Genomic DNA, 16,704 nt, shown 5'->3' on the forward strand with positions numbered 1-16,704 from the left:
GCATTAAAAGGAAAAAATGTCCGGAATCCTACAAGTCGGCGGCGGAAAGCCGCTCCCAGCCCGTCATCCGGGCGCGAAACCACGTTCTTTGCCGTTTCGCAAAGCGCCGCGTGGCCACGATCGCCGCCTCGCGGGCTTCCTCAAGTGTCATGTCGCCCTTCAGATGCGCGATCAGCTCCGGCGCGCCGATGGCCTTGGCAGACAGGTGCGCGGGGTCCCACATTGGAAGGTTGTCTCGTGCCTCCTCCAGCGCCCCGGCTTCGAGCATCAGGTCGAACCGCCGCTCGATCCGCGGGTTGAGCCACGCCTTCGGCGCCTCGACCACCAGCCGCGCGCAGGCCCCGGGTGGCAGCAGCGGCGGCGGCGTGTCGTCCTGCCACGCGGCAATGCCGCGCCCGGTCGTCCGCTGCACCTCCCACGCCCGCTGCACCCGCATGGGGTTCCGCCTGTCGATCCGTGCCAGCGTGGCGGCGTCCAGCTCCGCCAGCAGCGCCGCCAGCCCCTCCGCCTCCAGCCGCGCCGTCGCCTCCGCCCGCACCGCCGGCGGCGTCGCCGGGATCTCGGCCAGCCCCTCGGTCAACGCGGTGAAATACAACCCCGTGCCGCCCACGATGATCGGCCGCGCCGTGCCCTCCAGCACCGCCCTGACCTCGCGCAGCCACCGGCCCACGGAATACTCCCCGTCATGCGGCACATGCCCGTAGAGCAGATGCGGCACCTCCGCCTCGTCCGCCTCCGAGGGCCGCGCCGTCAGAACCCGCCAGTTTGCATAGACCTGTATCGCATCCGCATTGACGATCACGCCGCCCTGCGCCCCGGCAATCTCCATCGCCAGCGACGACTTGCCCGACGCCGTCGGCCCGGCGATCAGCACCGGCATGTCGGCGGGGATATCGGCAAAATGTATCATGGCGGGGCAGGGGGTGTCGCGGGCTCCGGGCCTTCGCGCGGGGCGCTTTCACGCTTTATCCGCAGGAAAGGGGTTTCTTGGATTGAACCTGCCCGCCTTTTCCGACATTTTGCGCGCGATTGCCAGCCCGGCGCAGACGGAGCCCCAGCCAATGCCCGATTCAGACCCCGACAAGACCACCTTTCGCCGCGTTCTCCTGAAGATATCCGGCGAAGCCTTGATGGGGGACCAGGGGTACGGGCTACACCCGCCGACGGTCGAGCGCATCGCGCAGGAGGTCAAGTCGGTCCACGACATGGGCGTCGAGGTCTGCATGGTGATCGGCGGCGGCAACATCTTCCGCGGGCTCCAGGGCTCGGCACAGGGGATGGAACGCACCACGGCCGATTACATGGGGATGCTCGCCACCGTCATGAACGCGCTCGCCATGCAAAGCGCGCTGGAAGGGCTCGGCGTCTTCTGCCGCGTCATCTCGGCCATCCGCATGGACGAGGTCGCCGAACCCTACATCCGCCGCCGCGCCGTGCGCCACCTCGAGAAGAAGCGCGTCTGCATCTTCGCCGCCGGCACCGGCAACCCCTATTTCACCACCGACACCGCGGCCACCCTGCGGGCCAGCGAAATGGCCTGCGAGGCGATCTTCAAGGGCACCAAGGTCGACGGCGTCTACGACAAGGACCCGGTCAAGCATGACGACGCGGTCCGCTTCGACAACGTCTCCTACGACGAGGTGCTGGCCAAGCACCTCAAGGTGATGGATGCCAGCGCCATCGCGCTCGCCCGCGACAACAACCTGCCGATCATCGTCTTCTCCCTCGACGATCCGGGCGGCTTCCGCAGCATACTCTCGGGCAAGGGCACCTATACAACGGTGCACGCCTGAGGATAAAAAGGGTCGCAAGACCACCGACCGCAAGCAAGGATTCCACGACATGGCGGATGATTTCGAGCTCGACACAAACGATCTGCAACGCCGGATGGACGGTGCGATGCACTCGCTCCGGACAGAGTTCGCCTCGCTCAGAACGGGCCGCGCCTCGGCCAGCATGCTCGAACCCGTCCAGGTCGAGGCCTATGGCCAGATGACCCCGATCAACCAGGTCGGCACGGTGAACGTGCCCGAACCCCGGATGGTCACCATCAACGTCTGGGACAAGTCCCTCGTCAACAAGGTCGAGAAGGCGATCCGCGAAAGCGGGCTGGGCATCAACCCCCAGATGAACGGCACGATCATCATGCTGCCGATCCCCGAGCTGAACGAGGAACGCCGCAAGGAACTGGGCAAGGTCGCCGGCCAGTATGCCGAACACGCCCGCGTCGCCATCCGCAACGTCCGCCGCGACGGGATGGACCAGATCAAGAAGGCCAAGTCCGACGGCATGTCCGAGGACGACCAGAAATTCTGGGAAGGCGAGGTGCAGGAGCTGACCAACCAGTATATCGCGGCGGTCGACGAGGCGCTCGAATCCAAGCAAGCCGAGATCATGCAGGTCTGATATGGCAAAAGCGCGCGACACGCGGACAAACGACGCCCCCACCGGCCCCCGCCATGTCGCGATCATCATGGACGGCAACGGCCGCTGGGCGCAGGCGCGCGGGCGGCCCCGGCTGTTCGGCCACCACGCCGGCGCCCGCCGCGTGCGCGAGATCGTCACCGCCTGTCCGGACCTCGGCGTCAAGTACATGACGATCTTCGCCTTCTCCACCGAGAACTGGAAACGCACACAGACCGAGGTGGCGGGCCTCATGAGCCTCTTCCGCCGCTACATCATGAAAGAGATGCAGGACTTCGTGAAAGAGAATGTCCGCGTCCGCTTCATCGGCGACCGGCCCCGGCTCGACGCCAAGCTGCGCGCGCTGATGGACGAGGCCGAGCAGATGACCAGCCATTGCACCGGCACCAACCTGACCATCGCCCTCAACTACGGCGGCCGCGACGAGGTCTCCCGCGCCACCCGGCGGCTCGCGGAAGACGTGGCCTCTGGCCGCCTGAAACCCGAGGACGTGGATGAAGAAACGCTTCCAAAGTACCTCGACACTTGCGTTTTGCCCGATCCTGACCTCGTGATCCGCACCAGCGGCGAAGCGCGGATTTCCAACTTCCTGCTCTGGCAGTCGGCCTATGCCGAGTACGAGTTCATCGACACGCTCTGGCCCGACTTCACCAAGGAAGTCTTCACCGAACTGCTGAAGGGCTACGGCGCCCGCGACCGGCGTTTCGGGGCCGTGACCGCATGAGCGACGCGCGGCAGTGGCATGACCTCGTGCCGCGCGTTCTCTCGGGCGTGGCGATCGGCGTGGCGGGGCTCGTCGCGCTCTGGCTCGGCGGCTGGGTCTTCACCATCGTCGCCTGCACCGTCTGCGGCCTCATGGCCTGGGAAAACGCGCGCATGTTCGCCGCCCCCGCGCCGATGCAGGACGGGGCGCTCGCGGGCGGGGCGCTGCTGCTTGCCGCGCTCCTGCCGGGCATCTTCGCCCTGCCGATCCTCGCGGCCTCGGCCGTCGTCACCGCCGCAAGGGCAGGGCGCGACAAGCCGCTCTGCTTCTGCGTCCACATCTGGATTCTTCTGGCCTGCCTCGCCCTCGTGGTGCTGCGCGGGCAGGCGGGTCTTGCCTCGATCCTCTGGCTGGTCGCCGTGGTCGTGGCCACCGACGTGGCCGGCTACTTCTTCGGGCGCAGCCTCGGCGGGCCGAAATTCTGGCCCGCGATCAGCCCCAAGAAAACCTGGAGCGGCACCATCGGCGGCTGGCTCGTCGCGGCCATCGCCGGCGCCGCCTTCGCCGGCCCGACCGGGGCAGGCTTCGCCCTCGTGCTGATCTCCGTCCTCGTGTCCTTCGCCTCGCAGATGGGCGACATCGCCCAGAGCGCGGTCAAGCGCCGGGCCGGGGTCAAGGACAGCTCCAACCTCATCCCCGGCCATGGCGGCGTCTTCGACCGGTTCGACGGGCTGCTCGGCGGCGCGGCCATCGCCATGCTGCTCTGGGCCCTCAACGTGATCTCGCACACCGCATGAAACGGATCTCGATCCTCGGTGCGACCGGCTCGATCGGTCAGAACACCATCGACCTCGTCCGCCGCGACCCCGCGGGGTTCGAGGTGGTGGCGCTCACCGGCGGGCAGAACGTGACCCAGCTCGCGCAGGATGCCATCGCCCTCGACGCCGAGATCGCCGTCACCGCCGACGAGACCCGCCTCGACGACCTGCGCGCCGCCCTGAAAGGCAGCAAGGTCGAGGCCGCGGCCGGCGAGACCGCCCTGATCGAGGCCGCGCAGCGCCCGGCGCAATGGGTGATGTCGGCCATCGTCGGTGCCGCCGGCCTGCGCCCCGGCCTCGCCGCGCTGGAGCAGGGCGCGACGCTCGCGCTCGCCAACAAGGAATCGCTCGTGGCCGCCGGGCCGCTTGTCATGAAGACCGCCCGCACCAATGGCGGCCGCATCCTGCCCGTCGACAGCGAGCATTCCGGCATCTTCCAGGCGCTGAGGGGCGAGGATTCCGCCGCCGTCACCCGCATCATCATCACCGCCAGCGGCGGCGCCTTCCGCGACTGGCCGCTCGAGGATATCGAGCGCGCCACCCCCGAACAGGCCTCCACCCATCCCAACTGGGCGATGGGCCAGCGGATCACGATCGACAGTGCCTCGATGTTCAACAAGGCGCTGGAAATGATTGAAGCGAGAGAGTTTTTCGGCTTCACCCCCGAGCAGATCGAGGTCCTGATCCACCCCGAATCCCTCGTGCACGCGCTGGTCGCCTATTGCGACGGCGGGATGATCGCCCATGTCGGCCCACCCGACATGCGCCATGCCATCGGCCACGCCATGTACTGGCCCGAACGCTACGCGCTGCCCGTCGAACAGCTCGACCTCACCGCCGTGGGCCAGCTCAACTTCCGCGAGCCGGACCTCCAGCGCTACCCCGTCCTCCGGCTCGCGCGCGAGGTGATGGAAGAGCGCGGCTTCTCCGGCGCGATCTTCAACGCCGCCAAGGAACGCGCGCTCGACCATTTCATCGCCGGGCATATCGGCTTCTGCGACATGTGCGACATCGTCGAGGAGGTGCTTGCCCGGCTCTCGTCAGAGGACAGCCTCACTTCTGCCGGCTTCACGCTTGAAACCGTGCTCGAGGCAGACCACCTCGCAAGAACCCGCGCAGACGACGTGGTAAGTGAAAGAACAAGGTAGGAGTTGCGCGTGGACCCGATGGCGATCATCCCCCAGTTTGGCGGCATTTTCATGACCGCGGTGGCGTTCATCGTCGCTCTGTCGATCATCGTGGCGATCCACGAATACGGCCATTACATCGTCGGGCGCTGGTGCGGGATCAAGGCCGAGGTCTTCTCGCTGGGCTTCGGCCCGGTGCTTTTCTCGCGCACCGACCGGCACGGCACCCGCTGGCAGTTCGCGGCGCTGCCCTTCGGCGGCTACGTCAAGTTCATGGGCGACGCCAACGCCGCCAGCGGCACCGCCAGCGACGGCTACGAGGCCATGAACGCCGAGCAGAAACGCCATACCATGCTGGGCGCGCCGCTCTGGGCGCGTACCCTCACGGTCGCCGCCGGTCCGGTCTTCAACTTCATCCTCTCCATCATCGTCTTCACCGCCGTCATGATGGCCCAGGGCAAGGTGGCCAAACCCCTGGCCGTGGGCGAACTGACCGACCTTCCGGTCGAGGGGATCACCCTGCAGCCCGGCGACGAACTGGTCCGAATCGAAGGGCAGGAGGTGCCCGCCCGCGACGCCGAAAGCGGCGAGGGTTTCCAGGATTTCATCGACGCCCTGCCGCAGCGGGACCTGCTCGAATACGAGGTCCGCCGCGATGGCGACCTGGTCACCGTTCAGGGGCCGTACCCGATGCCGCCCCACGTGGTGCAGCTCTCGCCGCAATCGGCGGCCTACGACATCGACATGAAGCAGGGCGACGTCATCACCGCCGTCGATGACCAGCCGATCGTGTCTTTTGCGCAACTCCAGGAACTGGTCGAAACCTCCGAAGGCCGCGTGCTTCAGCTCGACGTGTGGCGCGACGGCGAGACACTCGAGTTCGCCCTCGCGCCCCGCCGCGTGGACGAGCCGCAGGACGAGGGCGGCTTCCGCACCCAGTGGCGCATCGGCATCGTCGGCGGCCTCGCCTTCGAGCCCGCCACCGAACGGCTTGGCCCCATCGACGCGCTGGCCAACGGCACCGCGCAGGTCGGGCAGGTGATCTCGGGCTCGGTCTCGGGCCTCTACCACATGATCACCCGCCAGATCAGCAGCTGCAACATGTCCGGCCCCATCGGCATCGCCGAAGTCTCGGGCGCCATGGCCAGCCAGGGCATCTCGAACTACATCTGGTTCATCGCCGTCCTGTCCACCGCGGTCGGCCTCCTCAACCTCTTCCCGATTCCCGTGCTCGACGGCGGCCACCTGGTTTTCTATGCGTATGAAGCAGTTGCCGGGCGCCCGCCCAGCGAGAAGGCGCTGCGCATCATCATGACCGTGGGCCTGGTCTTCGTCCTCTCGGTCATGGCGTTCGCGATCACCAACGATCTGTTCTGCCCCTGACGCGGGGGCAGGGCGGCCCGCCATGATTTCGCCCCAATCCAATCCGGATTCGCGTCACAATGCTGCGTCAGGTAACGCCTGAAACGAAGTAGGGGCAGGACCATGCAACAGATCGTCAGCGGATACCGCGGCATCAGCCTCCTGGTGAACGTCAACTGGGATCGGATTCTCTATCTCGCCACCATCGCGGTGGCGCTGCTCGCAGGGGCCTTTTTCGGCTCGATCTGAGCGGCGCCCGCGCGGCGTCAAACCTGCCGTGCAACGCCCCGTTTCCAACCGGTTTCAACGTGCTTGACAGGCCCCGGCGCCCGCATGGGTTGCCGGGTATCGGGGCGCTTCTTGTCTTCCGTCCCGGAACATACACAAAATCTGCCCACACGCGCTTTGACAAGCCCAGAGAGAGAGGTTACTGACTTCCTATACTGGGATGTCTGACTGGGTTTGCAAATGAATGTCTTGAATGCGTGGCGAGACGTGCGCCAAGCACGCTTTTCCCTTAAGAGTTTCGTGGCACGGGGGCTGATCGTTTTCGCGATCCTGCTGGCCAGCTTCGCCGCTCCGGACGACGCCTCCGCTCAGACCTACCGATTCACCTCCGTCTCGATCGAGGGCAACCAGCGTATCGAACCCGGCACCATCCTGACCTACGCGGGGATTTCCCGCGGCCAGACGGTCTCGGCCGGGCAGCTCAACGACGCCTACCAGCGCATCGTCGACAGCGGCCTCTTCGAAACGGTCGAGATCGAGCCGCGCGGCAGCCAGCTTGTCATCCGGGTCCGCGAATACCCGACGATCAACAAGATCGCCTTCGAGGGGAACCGCAAGATCAAGGACGACAACCTGACCAGCATCGTCCAGAGCAAGTCGCGTCAGGTCTTCAGCCCCAGCCAGGCCGAGCGTGACGCCGCCAACATCTCGCAGGCCTATGTCGAGAACGGCCGCGTGGCGGCCCGCGTCACCCCCAAGATCATCCGCCGCAGCGACAACCGCGTCGACCTCGTCTTCGAGATTTTCGAGGGCAAGGGAATCGAGATCCAGCGCGTCAGCTTCGTCGGCAACAAGGTCTATTCCGACCGCCGCCTGCGCCGCGTGGTCGGCAGCAAGCAGGCCGGCCTCCTGCGCGCCATCGTCAACCGCGACACCTTCGTCGAGGGCCGCCTGCAATTCGACGAGCAGGTCCTCACCGATTTCTACCAGTCGCGCGGGTACGTCGATTTCCGCGTCACCGGCACCAATGCCGAGCTGGCGCGCGAGCGTGACGGCTACTTCGTCACCTTCAACATCCAGGAAGGCCAGCAGTTCCGCTTCGGGCGCATCACCACCACCAGCGAACTCCCCGAGGCCAACTCGGCCGAGTTCCAGAACGTGCTGAAGATCAAGCCGGGCGTCGTCTATTCGCCCACGCTGGTCGAGAACTCCATCGCCCGGATGGAACGGCTTGCCATCAAGAAGGGCATCGACTTCCTGCGCGTCGAGCCCAACATCACCCGCAACGACCGCGCGCTCACGCTCGATGTCGAGTTCCGGCTGGTGCGCGGCCCCCGCGTCTTCGTCGAACGCATCGATATCGAGGGCAACACCACCACGCTCGACCGCGTGATCCGGCGCCAGTTCGACACCGTCGAGGGCGACCCGTTCAACCCGCGCGAAATCCGCGAAACGGCCGAACGCATCCGCGCCCTCGGCTACTTCAGCGACGCCGAGGTGAACGCCCGCGAAGGCTCGCGCCCCGACCAGGTCGTCGTGGATGTCGATGTCGAGGAAACCACCACCGGCTCGCTCACCTTCGGCGGCAGCTACTCCACCGACGCGGGCCTGGGCATCTCCGTCGGCTTCCGGGAACGCAACTTCCTCGGCCGCGGCCAGACCCTCGCGGCCAACGTGTCGCTCTCCGGCGACCGCTCCAACTACTCGATCAACTTCATCGAGCCGGCCTTCCTCGGCCGTGACGTCGCCTTCTCCTTCTCGTCCGCCTATGTCGAGACGGACAGCGACAACAGCCTCTACGACACGACCTATGCCAACTTCCGGCCCGGCATCACCTTCCCGCTGGCCGAACGCTCCAGGATGACGCTCTACTACAGCGCCGCCTACTCGGACTTGGGCAACTACGCCGGCGCCTCTCCGACGCTTGCCGCAGAAGCGGCCCTCGGCGGCCAGGTCGCCAGCGCGATCGGCTACCGCTACGTGTTCGACAGCCGCGACAACGGCCTCAACCCCAATGCCGGGGTCCTGATCGACACGGGGCTGGAATACGCCGGCCTTGGCGGCGACCAGGAATACCTGAAATCGACCTTGCGGGTGGTCGGCGAAACCCGCGTCCTGAACGAGGAAGTCACCCTGCGCGGCATCTTCGAGGCCGGCTCGATCGACTTCATGGGCGGCACCCGCGGCCGCGCCGTCGACCGGTTCACGCAGAAGGTCATCCGCGGCTTCGAGCCCAACGGCATGGGCCCGGTGCAGGCCGGCGAACACCTGGGCGGCAACCTCTTCGCCGCGGCCAAGTTCGAGGCGGAATTCCCGCTGGGCCTGCCGGCCGAGTTCGGCATCACCGGCGGTGCCTTCTACGACATCGGCTCGATCTGGAACGTCGACACCATCGTGCCCCCCGTGGCCCAGTCGGTCGGCTTCGAGCCGCGCCACGTGATCGGCCTCTCGCTGTTCTGGGAATCGCCCTTCGGCCCGATCCGGATGGACTTCTCCAAGGCCCTCCAGAAAGAGCCCGGCGACATCGAGCGCCAGTTCGACTTCTCGGTCAGAACGGACTTCTGAACTTGACCTGCCTGCGCGGCCTTGCTGTTGCGGCGGTTGCTCTGATCTGCCTCGGCCTGCCACGGGCCGGGGCGCAGGACCTCGGGATCATCCGCAGCGAAATCCTCGTCCTCGACCCCGAGCGGCTGTTCGAGCAGACCGAACTGGGCCAGCGGATGGTCGCCGATCACCAGGCCGAACGTGAAAAACTCGCCTCGCGCAACCGCCGGCTGGAAGCCGAGCTCGAGGCCGAGGAGAAGCGCCTGACCGAGCTTCGCGCGGAAACCTCGCCCGAGGAATTCCGCGACATGGCCGACGCCTTCGATGCCAAGGTGCAGGAAATCCGCCGCGACAGCGAACGCCGTGTCGTCGACCTTGAGCGCGACCGCGAGCGGCTCCCGATCCAGTTCCTGCGCGCCGTGGAACCCGTGCTCTCCGAGGTCATGCGCGAGGCCGGCGGCACCGTGGTGCTCGACGCCCGCACCGTGCTCTTCCGCACCGACGCGGTCGACGTGACCGAAACCGCCATCGCCCGCATCGACCGGGCCATCGGCGACAACCTGCCCGAGAGCGAGGGAAATACCGGCACCGACCCCGCGCCCTCCGACCCGGGCACCGACACCGGCACCGACCCCGCCACCGGCGACAGCGAGTAACCCCCGCGCTTGCCCAGCCGGGCCCCGCTTGGTAGGGAAACCGCACGCGACTTACCGAAAGGACCGACGATGACCGAGCCGCTGACAACCGCGGATATCAACATGATCCAGCGGCTGATTCCCCATCGCTACCCGTTCCTTCTGGTCGACAAGGTGGTCGACATGAACGGCTACCAGTCGGCCCGCGGCATCAAGAACGTCACCATGAACGAGCCCCATTTCCAGGGCCACTTCCCGCAGAAGCCCATCATGCCCGGTGTCACCATGGTCGAGGCGATGGCCCAGACCGCCGCCGTCATGGTCGGCGCCCATCTCGGGCTGCAGGACAAGAACGTCCTGATCTACTTCATGTCGATCGAAAGCTGCAAGTTCCGCCGCATGGTCGAACCCGGCGACGTGCTGGCGCTCGACATCGAAACCCTGCGCGGCCGCCCCGGCGGCAAGGTCTGGAAGTTCCGCGGCGTGGCCACGGTCGAGGGGGACATGGCCTGCGAGGCCGAGTTCACCGCCATGGTCGACATGCCCAAGGAGTGACCGGCATGAGCGCGCGCGGCGAAACCGATATCCATCCCAGCGCGGTCGTCGAACCCGGCGCGCAGCTGGGGCAGGGGTGCCATGTCGGCCCCTTCTGCCACGTCGGACCGGATACGAAGCTCGGCGACGGCGTCACGCTGAAAAGCCACGTGGTCATCAGCGGCGACACCGAGATCGGCGAAGACTGCACCCTCTTCCCCTTCGCCTGCATCGGCGAGATCCCGCAGGATCTGAAGTTCCGCGGCGAGAAGACGAAGCTGGTGATCGGCGCCCGCAACCGCATCCGCGAACACGTCACCATGAACACCGGCACCGAGGGCGGCGGCGGCGTCACCCGCGTCGGCGATGACGGGCTCTTCATGGCCGGCTGCCACGTCGCCCATGACGTCAAGGTCGGCAACCGCGTCATCATCGTCAACAACGCGGCCCTCGCCGGCCATTGCCTCATCGAGGATGATGTGATCATCGGCGGCCTCTCCGGCGTCCACCAATGGGTGCGCATCGGGCAGGGGGCCATCATCGGCGCCGTCACCATGGTCACCAACGACGTGATCCCCCACGGCCTCGTCCAGGCGCCCCGGGGCGAGCTCGACGGGCTCAACCTCGTCGGCCTCAAGCGCCGCGGCGTGGCCCGCTCCGACATCACCGCGCTGCGCGCCGCCTTCCAGATGCTGGCCCAGGGCGAGGGCAGCTTCCAGGAACGCGCCCGCCGCCTCGGCGAGGAAACCGAAAGCGACTACGTCCGCCAGATCGTCAACTTCATCACCGCCGGCTCCGACCGCTCCTTCCTCACCCCGGGCTCGATCTGACCATGTCCGGAAAGCTTGCGATCCTCGCCTGCGCCGGCGCGCTGCCCGTGGCCATTGCCCGCGCCAACCCCGACGCCATGGTCATCACGCTCGAGGGCATCCCGAGCGAGTTGGAAGGGCAATCCCACCGCCACCGGCTGGAAAAGATCGGTACGCTCTTCGCCGCCATGAAGGACGCGGGCATCGGCCGCATGGTTTTCGCCGGCTCCCTCGTGCGCCCCGCGCTCGACCCCTCGGCCTTCGACGCCGAGATGGCCGCCATCGCCCCCCGCCTGATGGCAGCACTGCAGATGGGCGATGACGGCCTGTTGCGGACCGTCATCGCCATCTTCGAGGAACAGGGCTTTTCCGTCGTCGGCGCACACCAGGTCCTGCCCGCACTCACAGCCGATCCGGGCCTCCACGCCGGCACCGCACCGGACGAGGCCACGCAAGCCGACATCGCCCGCGCCACTGAAATCCTGCGCGGCCTCGCCCCCCTCGACCTCGGCCAGGCCTGCGTCGTTGCAGGCGGCCAGTGCCTCGGCATCGAAACCGTGCAGGGCACCGACGCGCTGCTCAAGTTCGTGGCGGCCACCCCGCCCGAGTTCCGCCGAGATCACCCCGGCGTGCTGGTCAAGGCCGCCAAGGCGGGCCAGGACCTCCGCATCGACATGCCCACCATCGGCCCCCGCACCATCGACGCCGTGGCGGTGGCGGGCCTCGCCGGGCTCGTGATCGAGGCCGGCAAGGTCATGATCCTCGACCGAGATACCACCCTTCAGGCCGCGCGGGACAAGGGTATTTTCCTTGTCGCGACAGAGCTTTAGATGCGTATCTTCCTGATCGCCGGCGAGGCCTCGGGCGATCGGCTCGGCGCCGCGCTCATGGCCGGGCTGAAACAGCTCGCCGATGTCGAGTTCGAAGGCATCGGCGGCCCGATGATGGAGGCCGAGGGCCTCTCCTCGATCTTCCCGATGGACGATCTGAGCGTGCACGGGCTGGTCGAGGTGCTCAAGCAATACCCCCACCTCCGCCGCCGCCTGCACGAGGCCGCCGATGCGGTGCTCGCCGCGAACCCGGACGTGCTGATCACCATCGACAGTCCCGATTTCTGCCTCCGCGTCACCAAGATCGTGAAGGCGAAAAGTGACATCAGAACGGTGCATTACGTGGCGCCTTCCGTGTGGGCATGGCGCCCCAAGCGCGCCCAACGCATGGCCTCCCATATCGACCAGGTGCTGGCGCTCCTCCCGTTCGAGCCGCCCTACATGGAAGCCGCCGGGATGGCCTGCGATTTCGTCGGCCACCCGGTCGTGAGCGAACCGCAGGCCACGCCCGAACAAATCGCCGCCTTCCGCGAAAGCCGCGGCATCGGCGACGCGCCGCTTCTCATGGTCCTCCCCGGCTCCCGCCGCTCAGAGGTCGCCCAGCTCACCCCGATCTTCGGCACGGCCCTGCGCGAGGTCTGCCGCGCCCGCCCCGAGTTGCGCCTCGTCATCCCCGCCACCGAGGCCCGCGCAGCACAGGTCCGCGAACTGACGGCCGACTGGCCCGGCCAGCCCATCATCGTCGCCCCCGACAACCGCAGCCCGAAGGTCTATGCCATTGAAAAGGCGGCCGCTTTCGGCGCCGCCGACCGGGCGCTCGCGGCCTCCGGCACCGTCTCGCTCGAACTGGCCGCCGCCGCCACGCCCATGCTCATCGCCTACGATGTGCACCTGATAAGCCGCATGATCCTGCAACGCATGCTCCGGATCGACACGCTCACGCTGGTCAACCTCGTCAGCGAAACCCGCGCCGTGCCCGAACTCAACGGTGCCGACTGCCGACCTGAGCTCATCACCCCCAAATTGCTGGAATTGCTCGACAACCCCGGCGATCAACCCGAGGCGATGGCCCTCACCATGGAGCGCCTCGGAAAGGGCGGCGAGGCCCCCGGCCTCCGCGCCGCGAAGGCCGTGCTGAAGCACCTTCAGTAGAAGCGCAGCCGCTGCCCCACGCCCATGTCCTTCGCCTTGGCCAGCATCGCATGGCCAAGCGCGATATCCGACAGCGACAGGCCACGATGCCAGAACAGGATCGTCTCCTCGGCACTCTCGCGCCCCGGCTTCACCCCGGCCACGATCTGCCCCAGCTCCGCGTGCAGCGTCTCCTCGGTCAGCTTGCCCTGGTCCACATGCTCCCGGAGCGCGCCGAACACGCCATGCGCCTGGCCCCAGTCGTCCATCACCACCTTGTCCATGATATCCGTCAGGTTCAGCTCCACCGCCGACATCGTGCCATAGGGCACCACCAGCGCGCCGGGCTTGATCCAGTCGGTCTTCAACAGCGGCTGCGGCTCAGACAATCTCGACGCTTCCACAACGATATCAGCATCTTGCAGGCAGGACTTCCAGTCCTCCGTCACGGTAATCTCCCGCCCCAGGTCACGCCGCAACTGCTCCGCAAAAGCCTCCCGGCTCTCCGGCCGCCGCGAATGCACGCGCACCTCCTCGAAATCGAACAGGTGACACAGCAGGCGCACGTTCCAATAGGCCGTGCCCCGCGCCCCGATATGGCCCAGCACCTTCGGCTTCTCCGGCGCCAGGTACTTCGCCCCCAGCGCAGTGATCGCCCCCGTGCGCATCTCGGTGATCCCCGTCGCGTCGATCAGCGCCTTGGGCGCCCCCATCCGCGGATCGAACAGCGTCAGCAGGCCATACTCCGACGGCCGCCCCGACTTGTAGTTGTCGACGAAATCGCCCACCACCTTGGTGCCGGCGCTGTCGATCTCGCCGCCGATCCAGCCGCGCAGCACGTTGAAATGCCCCTCGACCCCGGCGCGCGGCCGGATATGCATCCGCGGCTCGATCGCCGTCTCGCCCTTGCCCTGCATCCTCAGCGAATCCTCGATCGCCGACAGGATCTCCCCATCGGTGAACCCCAGCGCCTCGATATCGAAGCGGTTCAGGTAGTCGAGATAGACAGGCGGCGTATCGGCAGGCGTGGACATGGGGCAGGGCCTCTTAATATGTATGGACAAATAGACACTGGCAGCGCTTGCCCCCCTCGGCAACCCGGAAATCGCGGGCCCGTCGCTAGCCGTCCGTCCGCCTGACGCTCACCCAGACCGGCCCCTTGGTATAAACCCACAGCGTCGCAGGGTTTTCCACACCCGCCTTCAACGCGGCCGAGGACATGCCCGGCACGTACGGGGCGGAAATCTTCAGGTCCGTCACCCCGGGCTGCAGCATGGTCGTGCCGCTGAAGGTGTCGTCCGAACAGGTGATCTGAAGCGGCGAGGGCCGGCCGCGCACCGTCGGAAACGCCACCTTGCCCGGCGTCACGACCGTCGCGGTCAACTGGTCAGACCTCAAGTGACAGGTCAGCCCCCGAACCTCGCGGCTGGCGCCCCCCTCCGTCACCCGGGTCCGGACGGCGAACCGCGCGGTATCGTCGATTCGGGCAGAAAACGCCGCATCCCGCGGCGACACGTCCGCCGCGCCGGAGGAAAGCCCGCCGCCACAGCCCGCGAGGGCCAACAAGGCAAGGCAGGTTGCGAAACGCGCAGGGACATGGGTCAAGGGACAGCTCCATCGTACCGGGGGACTGGCGCCATGCTAGGGCCATGCGCCCGGGCGCGCCATTGACGTAACGTTAGCGCACCGGTCCACCTACGTACCGTTGCCCATGCGACACACGGCCCCGGCCAAAGGCCTACTCGCCGCGGTCCTGCAATGTCACCCAGACCGTTTCATTGGCAAAGGCCCACCTGTCCCGCGCATCGGCCACCCCGGCCGACACCACCGCCGCCGCAACTCCCACCAGCGACGGGCCCACCACGATCGGGCCGCTCAGCCCCGGGTACATCACCCCTTCGGCCATGTAATCCTCGCTCAGGCATCTCATGTGGATGGGCGAGGGGCGCCCGCGCGTGATCGGAAACTCCACCTTCGCCGGCGTCACCAGCGTTGCCTTCAATTCCTTCGATTCCAGCACGCAGGTCACCCCGTCTTCCTGCCGGATGTGGCTGCCATTCTCATCGACAACCTGCGTCCGGAAGGGCTTGGTCACGGTCGTGGCAATGAATGCCGGGTCGACGCCGGGCTTCAGGGCAAATTTCACCGGCTCCGAGGATATGTCGGCGCCACAGGCCGACAGAACCAGTACGAAGGGCAGGGAGGAAAGAAAGCGGATCGTCACGGAAACACCTTTTGGGAAAGTATCCTGTTGATACATTCCCTTATAAGCTGTCCTTCATGTCCCGCAAGCGCGACGGCCCACCCGGAAAGTTGACGTAACGGAACCCCGTTACCCCCGCCAGATCCACCCGCCGCCCAGGATCCGGCTGCCACCGGTCTCGTAGAACACGCAGGCCTGACCGGGCGACACGCCTTCCTCGGCGGTCAGCAACTCCACCTCCGCCTCCGTCTCCGAGATCGGCCGGATGATCGCCTCCCGCGGCGGCCGGGTCGAGCGCACCTTGACCGAAACGTGCCATTCGTCCTTCGACGTAAACGCCTCGTCGCCCAGCCAGTTGATCTCGCGCACCGGCACAACCCGGGTCGCCAGAAGCTCCTTCGGCCCCACGATCACCTGCTTGGCGTCCACGTCCAGCTTGACCACGTAAAGCGGCTCCGACAGCCCGCCGATGCCCAGCCCCCGGCGCTGCCCGATGGTGTAATGAATGACACCCTCATGCTCGCCCAGCACCCGGCCATCCACATGCACGATCTGCCCGGGCTCGGCCGCGCCCGGCCGCAGCTTCTCGATGACGGAGGCATAATTCCCGTTCGGTACGAAGCAGATATCCTGGCTGTCCGGCTTGTCCGCCACCGCCAGCCCGTACCTTGCCGCCAGCTTCCGCGTCGCATCCTTCGAGGGCAGGTGCCCCAGCGGGAAGCGCAGGTACTCGAGCTGGTCCGGCGTGGTCGAGAACAGGAAATAGCTCTGGTCGCGGTTGGCATCCTCGGCGCAATGCAGCTCCGCCCCGGCGGCGCCCAGCTTGCGCTGAATGTAATGCCCCGTCGCCATGCAATCGGCATCGAGGTCCTTCGCCGTCTCCAGCAGGTCCTTGAACTTCACCCGTTCGTTGCAGCGGATGCACGGCACCGGAGTGGCGCCCGCAAGATAGCTGTCGGCGAACTCGTCGATCACCGCGTCCTTGAAGATGTTCTCGTAATCCAGCACGTAATGCGGAAAGCCCATCTCCTCGGCCACCCGGCGGGCATCGTGAATGTCCACGCCCGCACAGCACGCGCCCTTCTTGGCCAGCGCCGCGCCGTGGTCATACAATTGCAGCGTAACGCCCACCACGTCATAGCCTTCCTCGGCCAGCATCGCGGCCACGACCGAGGAATCCACGCCGCCCGACATCGCCACGACGACGCGCGTGTCGGCAGGGGCCTTGGGCAGGCCCAGCGAATTCAGTTCAGTGTCGAGCGCCATGTCTCTCTCCGGTTCCGGTCCCGCGGAATATAGGAAAATGCAACACACTCTCAAGGCCCGGTTTCACCCGGCGTTAAGCGGCTGCGGCAA

General features: G+C 66.8%; 18 protein-coding genes. 13 read left to right on the forward strand and 5 right to left on the reverse strand.

Going from position 1 to position 16,704, the window contains the following annotated elements:
- Positions 1-28: 28 nt before the first annotated feature.
- On the reverse strand, positions 29-910 hold the full coding sequence (gene miaA, locus QUV18_RS17840; RefSeq protein WP_300895440.1) for a tRNA (adenosine(37)-N6)-dimethylallyltransferase MiaA: 882 nt from the start codon (positions 908-910) through the stop codon (positions 29-31).
- A 151-nt stretch (positions 911-1,061) separates the two neighbouring features.
- Between miaA and pyrH the strand changes: the two genes are divergently transcribed.
- The 13 genes from pyrH (at position 1,062) to lpxB (ending at position 13,166) form a co-directional block, all read left to right on the forward strand.
- Positions 1,062-1,793 carry a UMP kinase gene (pyrH, locus tag QUV18_RS17845; protein WP_300895441.1) on the forward strand — a complete coding sequence of 244 codons (732 nt, stop codon included), beginning with the start codon at positions 1,062-1,064 and terminating at the stop codon, positions 1,791-1,793.
- A gap of 49 nt (positions 1,794-1,842) precedes the next feature.
- On the forward strand, positions 1,843-2,406 hold the full coding sequence (frr, locus tag QUV18_RS17850; protein ID WP_300895442.1) for a ribosome recycling factor: 564 nt from the start codon (positions 1,843-1,845) through the stop codon (positions 2,404-2,406).
- 1 nt (position 2,407) lies between these two features.
- A complete protein-coding gene (locus QUV18_RS17855; RefSeq protein WP_300895443.1) occupies positions 2,408-3,148 on the forward strand; it encodes an isoprenyl transferase in 741 nt (246 codons plus the stop codon).
- On the forward strand, positions 3,145-3,924 hold the full coding sequence (locus tag QUV18_RS17860; protein ID WP_300895444.1) for a phosphatidate cytidylyltransferase: 780 nt from the start codon (positions 3,145-3,147) through the stop codon (positions 3,922-3,924). The genes QUV18_RS17855 and QUV18_RS17860 overlap by 4 nt, the downstream gene beginning before the upstream one ends.
- Entirely contained in the window at positions 3,921-5,093 is a 1,173-nt protein-coding gene (dxr, locus tag QUV18_RS17865; RefSeq protein ID WP_300895445.1) for a 1-deoxy-D-xylulose-5-phosphate reductoisomerase, read from the forward strand. The genes QUV18_RS17860 and dxr overlap by 4 nt, the downstream gene beginning before the upstream one ends.
- Before the next feature lie 18 nt (positions 5,094-5,111).
- Positions 5,112-6,455 (forward strand): RIP metalloprotease RseP, encoded by a 1,344-nt coding sequence (rseP, locus tag QUV18_RS17870; RefSeq protein ID WP_300895446.1) that lies wholly within the window; start codon positions 5,112-5,114, stop codon positions 6,453-6,455.
- A 102-nt stretch (positions 6,456-6,557) separates the two neighbouring features.
- Positions 6,558-6,683 carry a hypothetical protein gene (locus QUV18_RS17875; protein ID WP_300895447.1) on the forward strand — a complete coding sequence of 42 codons (126 nt, stop codon included), beginning with the start codon at positions 6,558-6,560 and terminating at the stop codon, positions 6,681-6,683.
- Between the two features lie 219 nt (positions 6,684-6,902).
- A complete protein-coding gene (gene bamA, locus QUV18_RS17880) occupies positions 6,903-9,227 on the forward strand; it encodes an outer membrane protein assembly factor BamA (RefSeq protein WP_300895448.1) in 2,325 nt (774 codons plus the stop codon).
- Between the two features lie 2 nt (positions 9,228-9,229).
- Positions 9,230-9,862 carry an OmpH family outer membrane protein gene (locus QUV18_RS17885; protein ID WP_300895449.1) on the forward strand — a complete coding sequence of 211 codons (633 nt, stop codon included), beginning with the start codon at positions 9,230-9,232 and terminating at the stop codon, positions 9,860-9,862.
- Positions 9,863-9,931: 69 nt separating this feature from the next.
- Positions 9,932-10,396 (forward strand): 3-hydroxyacyl-ACP dehydratase FabZ, encoded by a 465-nt coding sequence (gene fabZ / locus QUV18_RS17890; protein WP_300895450.1) that lies wholly within the window; start codon positions 9,932-9,934, stop codon positions 10,394-10,396.
- A gap of 5 nt (positions 10,397-10,401) precedes the next feature.
- Positions 10,402-11,205 carry an acyl-ACP--UDP-N-acetylglucosamine O-acyltransferase gene (lpxA, locus tag QUV18_RS17895; protein WP_300895451.1) on the forward strand — a complete coding sequence of 268 codons (804 nt, stop codon included), beginning with the start codon at positions 10,402-10,404 and terminating at the stop codon, positions 11,203-11,205.
- 2 nt (positions 11,206-11,207) lie between these two features.
- On the forward strand, positions 11,208-12,014 hold the full coding sequence (gene lpxI, locus QUV18_RS17900; protein ID WP_300895452.1) for a UDP-2,3-diacylglucosamine diphosphatase LpxI: 807 nt from the start codon (positions 11,208-11,210) through the stop codon (positions 12,012-12,014).
- Positions 12,015-13,166 (forward strand): lipid-A-disaccharide synthase, encoded by a 1,152-nt coding sequence (gene lpxB, locus QUV18_RS17905; RefSeq protein ID WP_300895453.1) that lies wholly within the window; start codon positions 12,015-12,017, stop codon positions 13,164-13,166.
- Here lpxB and QUV18_RS17910 read toward each other — a convergent pair.
- From QUV18_RS17910 to mnmA, 4 genes are all read right to left on the reverse strand, one after another.
- Positions 13,160-14,179, reverse strand: a complete 1,020-nt coding sequence (locus QUV18_RS17910) for an ornithine cyclodeaminase family protein (protein ID WP_300895454.1) — start codon at positions 14,177-14,179, stop codon at positions 13,160-13,162. The two genes, lpxB and QUV18_RS17910, sit on opposite strands and share 7 nt — an antisense overlap.
- An 85-nt stretch (positions 14,180-14,264) precedes the next feature.
- Positions 14,265-14,750 (reverse strand): hypothetical protein, encoded by a 486-nt coding sequence (locus tag QUV18_RS17915; protein ID WP_300895455.1) that lies wholly within the window; start codon positions 14,748-14,750, stop codon positions 14,265-14,267.
- Between the two features lie 133 nt (positions 14,751-14,883).
- Positions 14,884-15,369 carry a hypothetical protein gene (locus QUV18_RS17920; RefSeq protein WP_300895456.1) on the reverse strand — a complete coding sequence of 162 codons (486 nt, stop codon included), beginning with the start codon at positions 15,367-15,369 and terminating at the stop codon, positions 14,884-14,886.
- A gap of 108 nt (positions 15,370-15,477) precedes the next feature.
- Complete coding sequence (gene mnmA, locus QUV18_RS17925; RefSeq protein WP_300895457.1) at positions 15,478-16,614, reverse strand: tRNA 2-thiouridine(34) synthase MnmA; 1,137 nt, start codon at positions 16,612-16,614, stop codon at positions 15,478-15,480.
- Positions 16,615-16,704: the final 90 nt, after the last annotated feature.

Origin of the sequence: Roseovarius sp., from assembly GCF_030373445.1 — a bacterium.
In the GTDB taxonomy this organism is placed as follows: domain Bacteria; phylum Pseudomonadota; class Alphaproteobacteria; order Rhodobacterales; family Rhodobacteraceae; genus Roseovarius.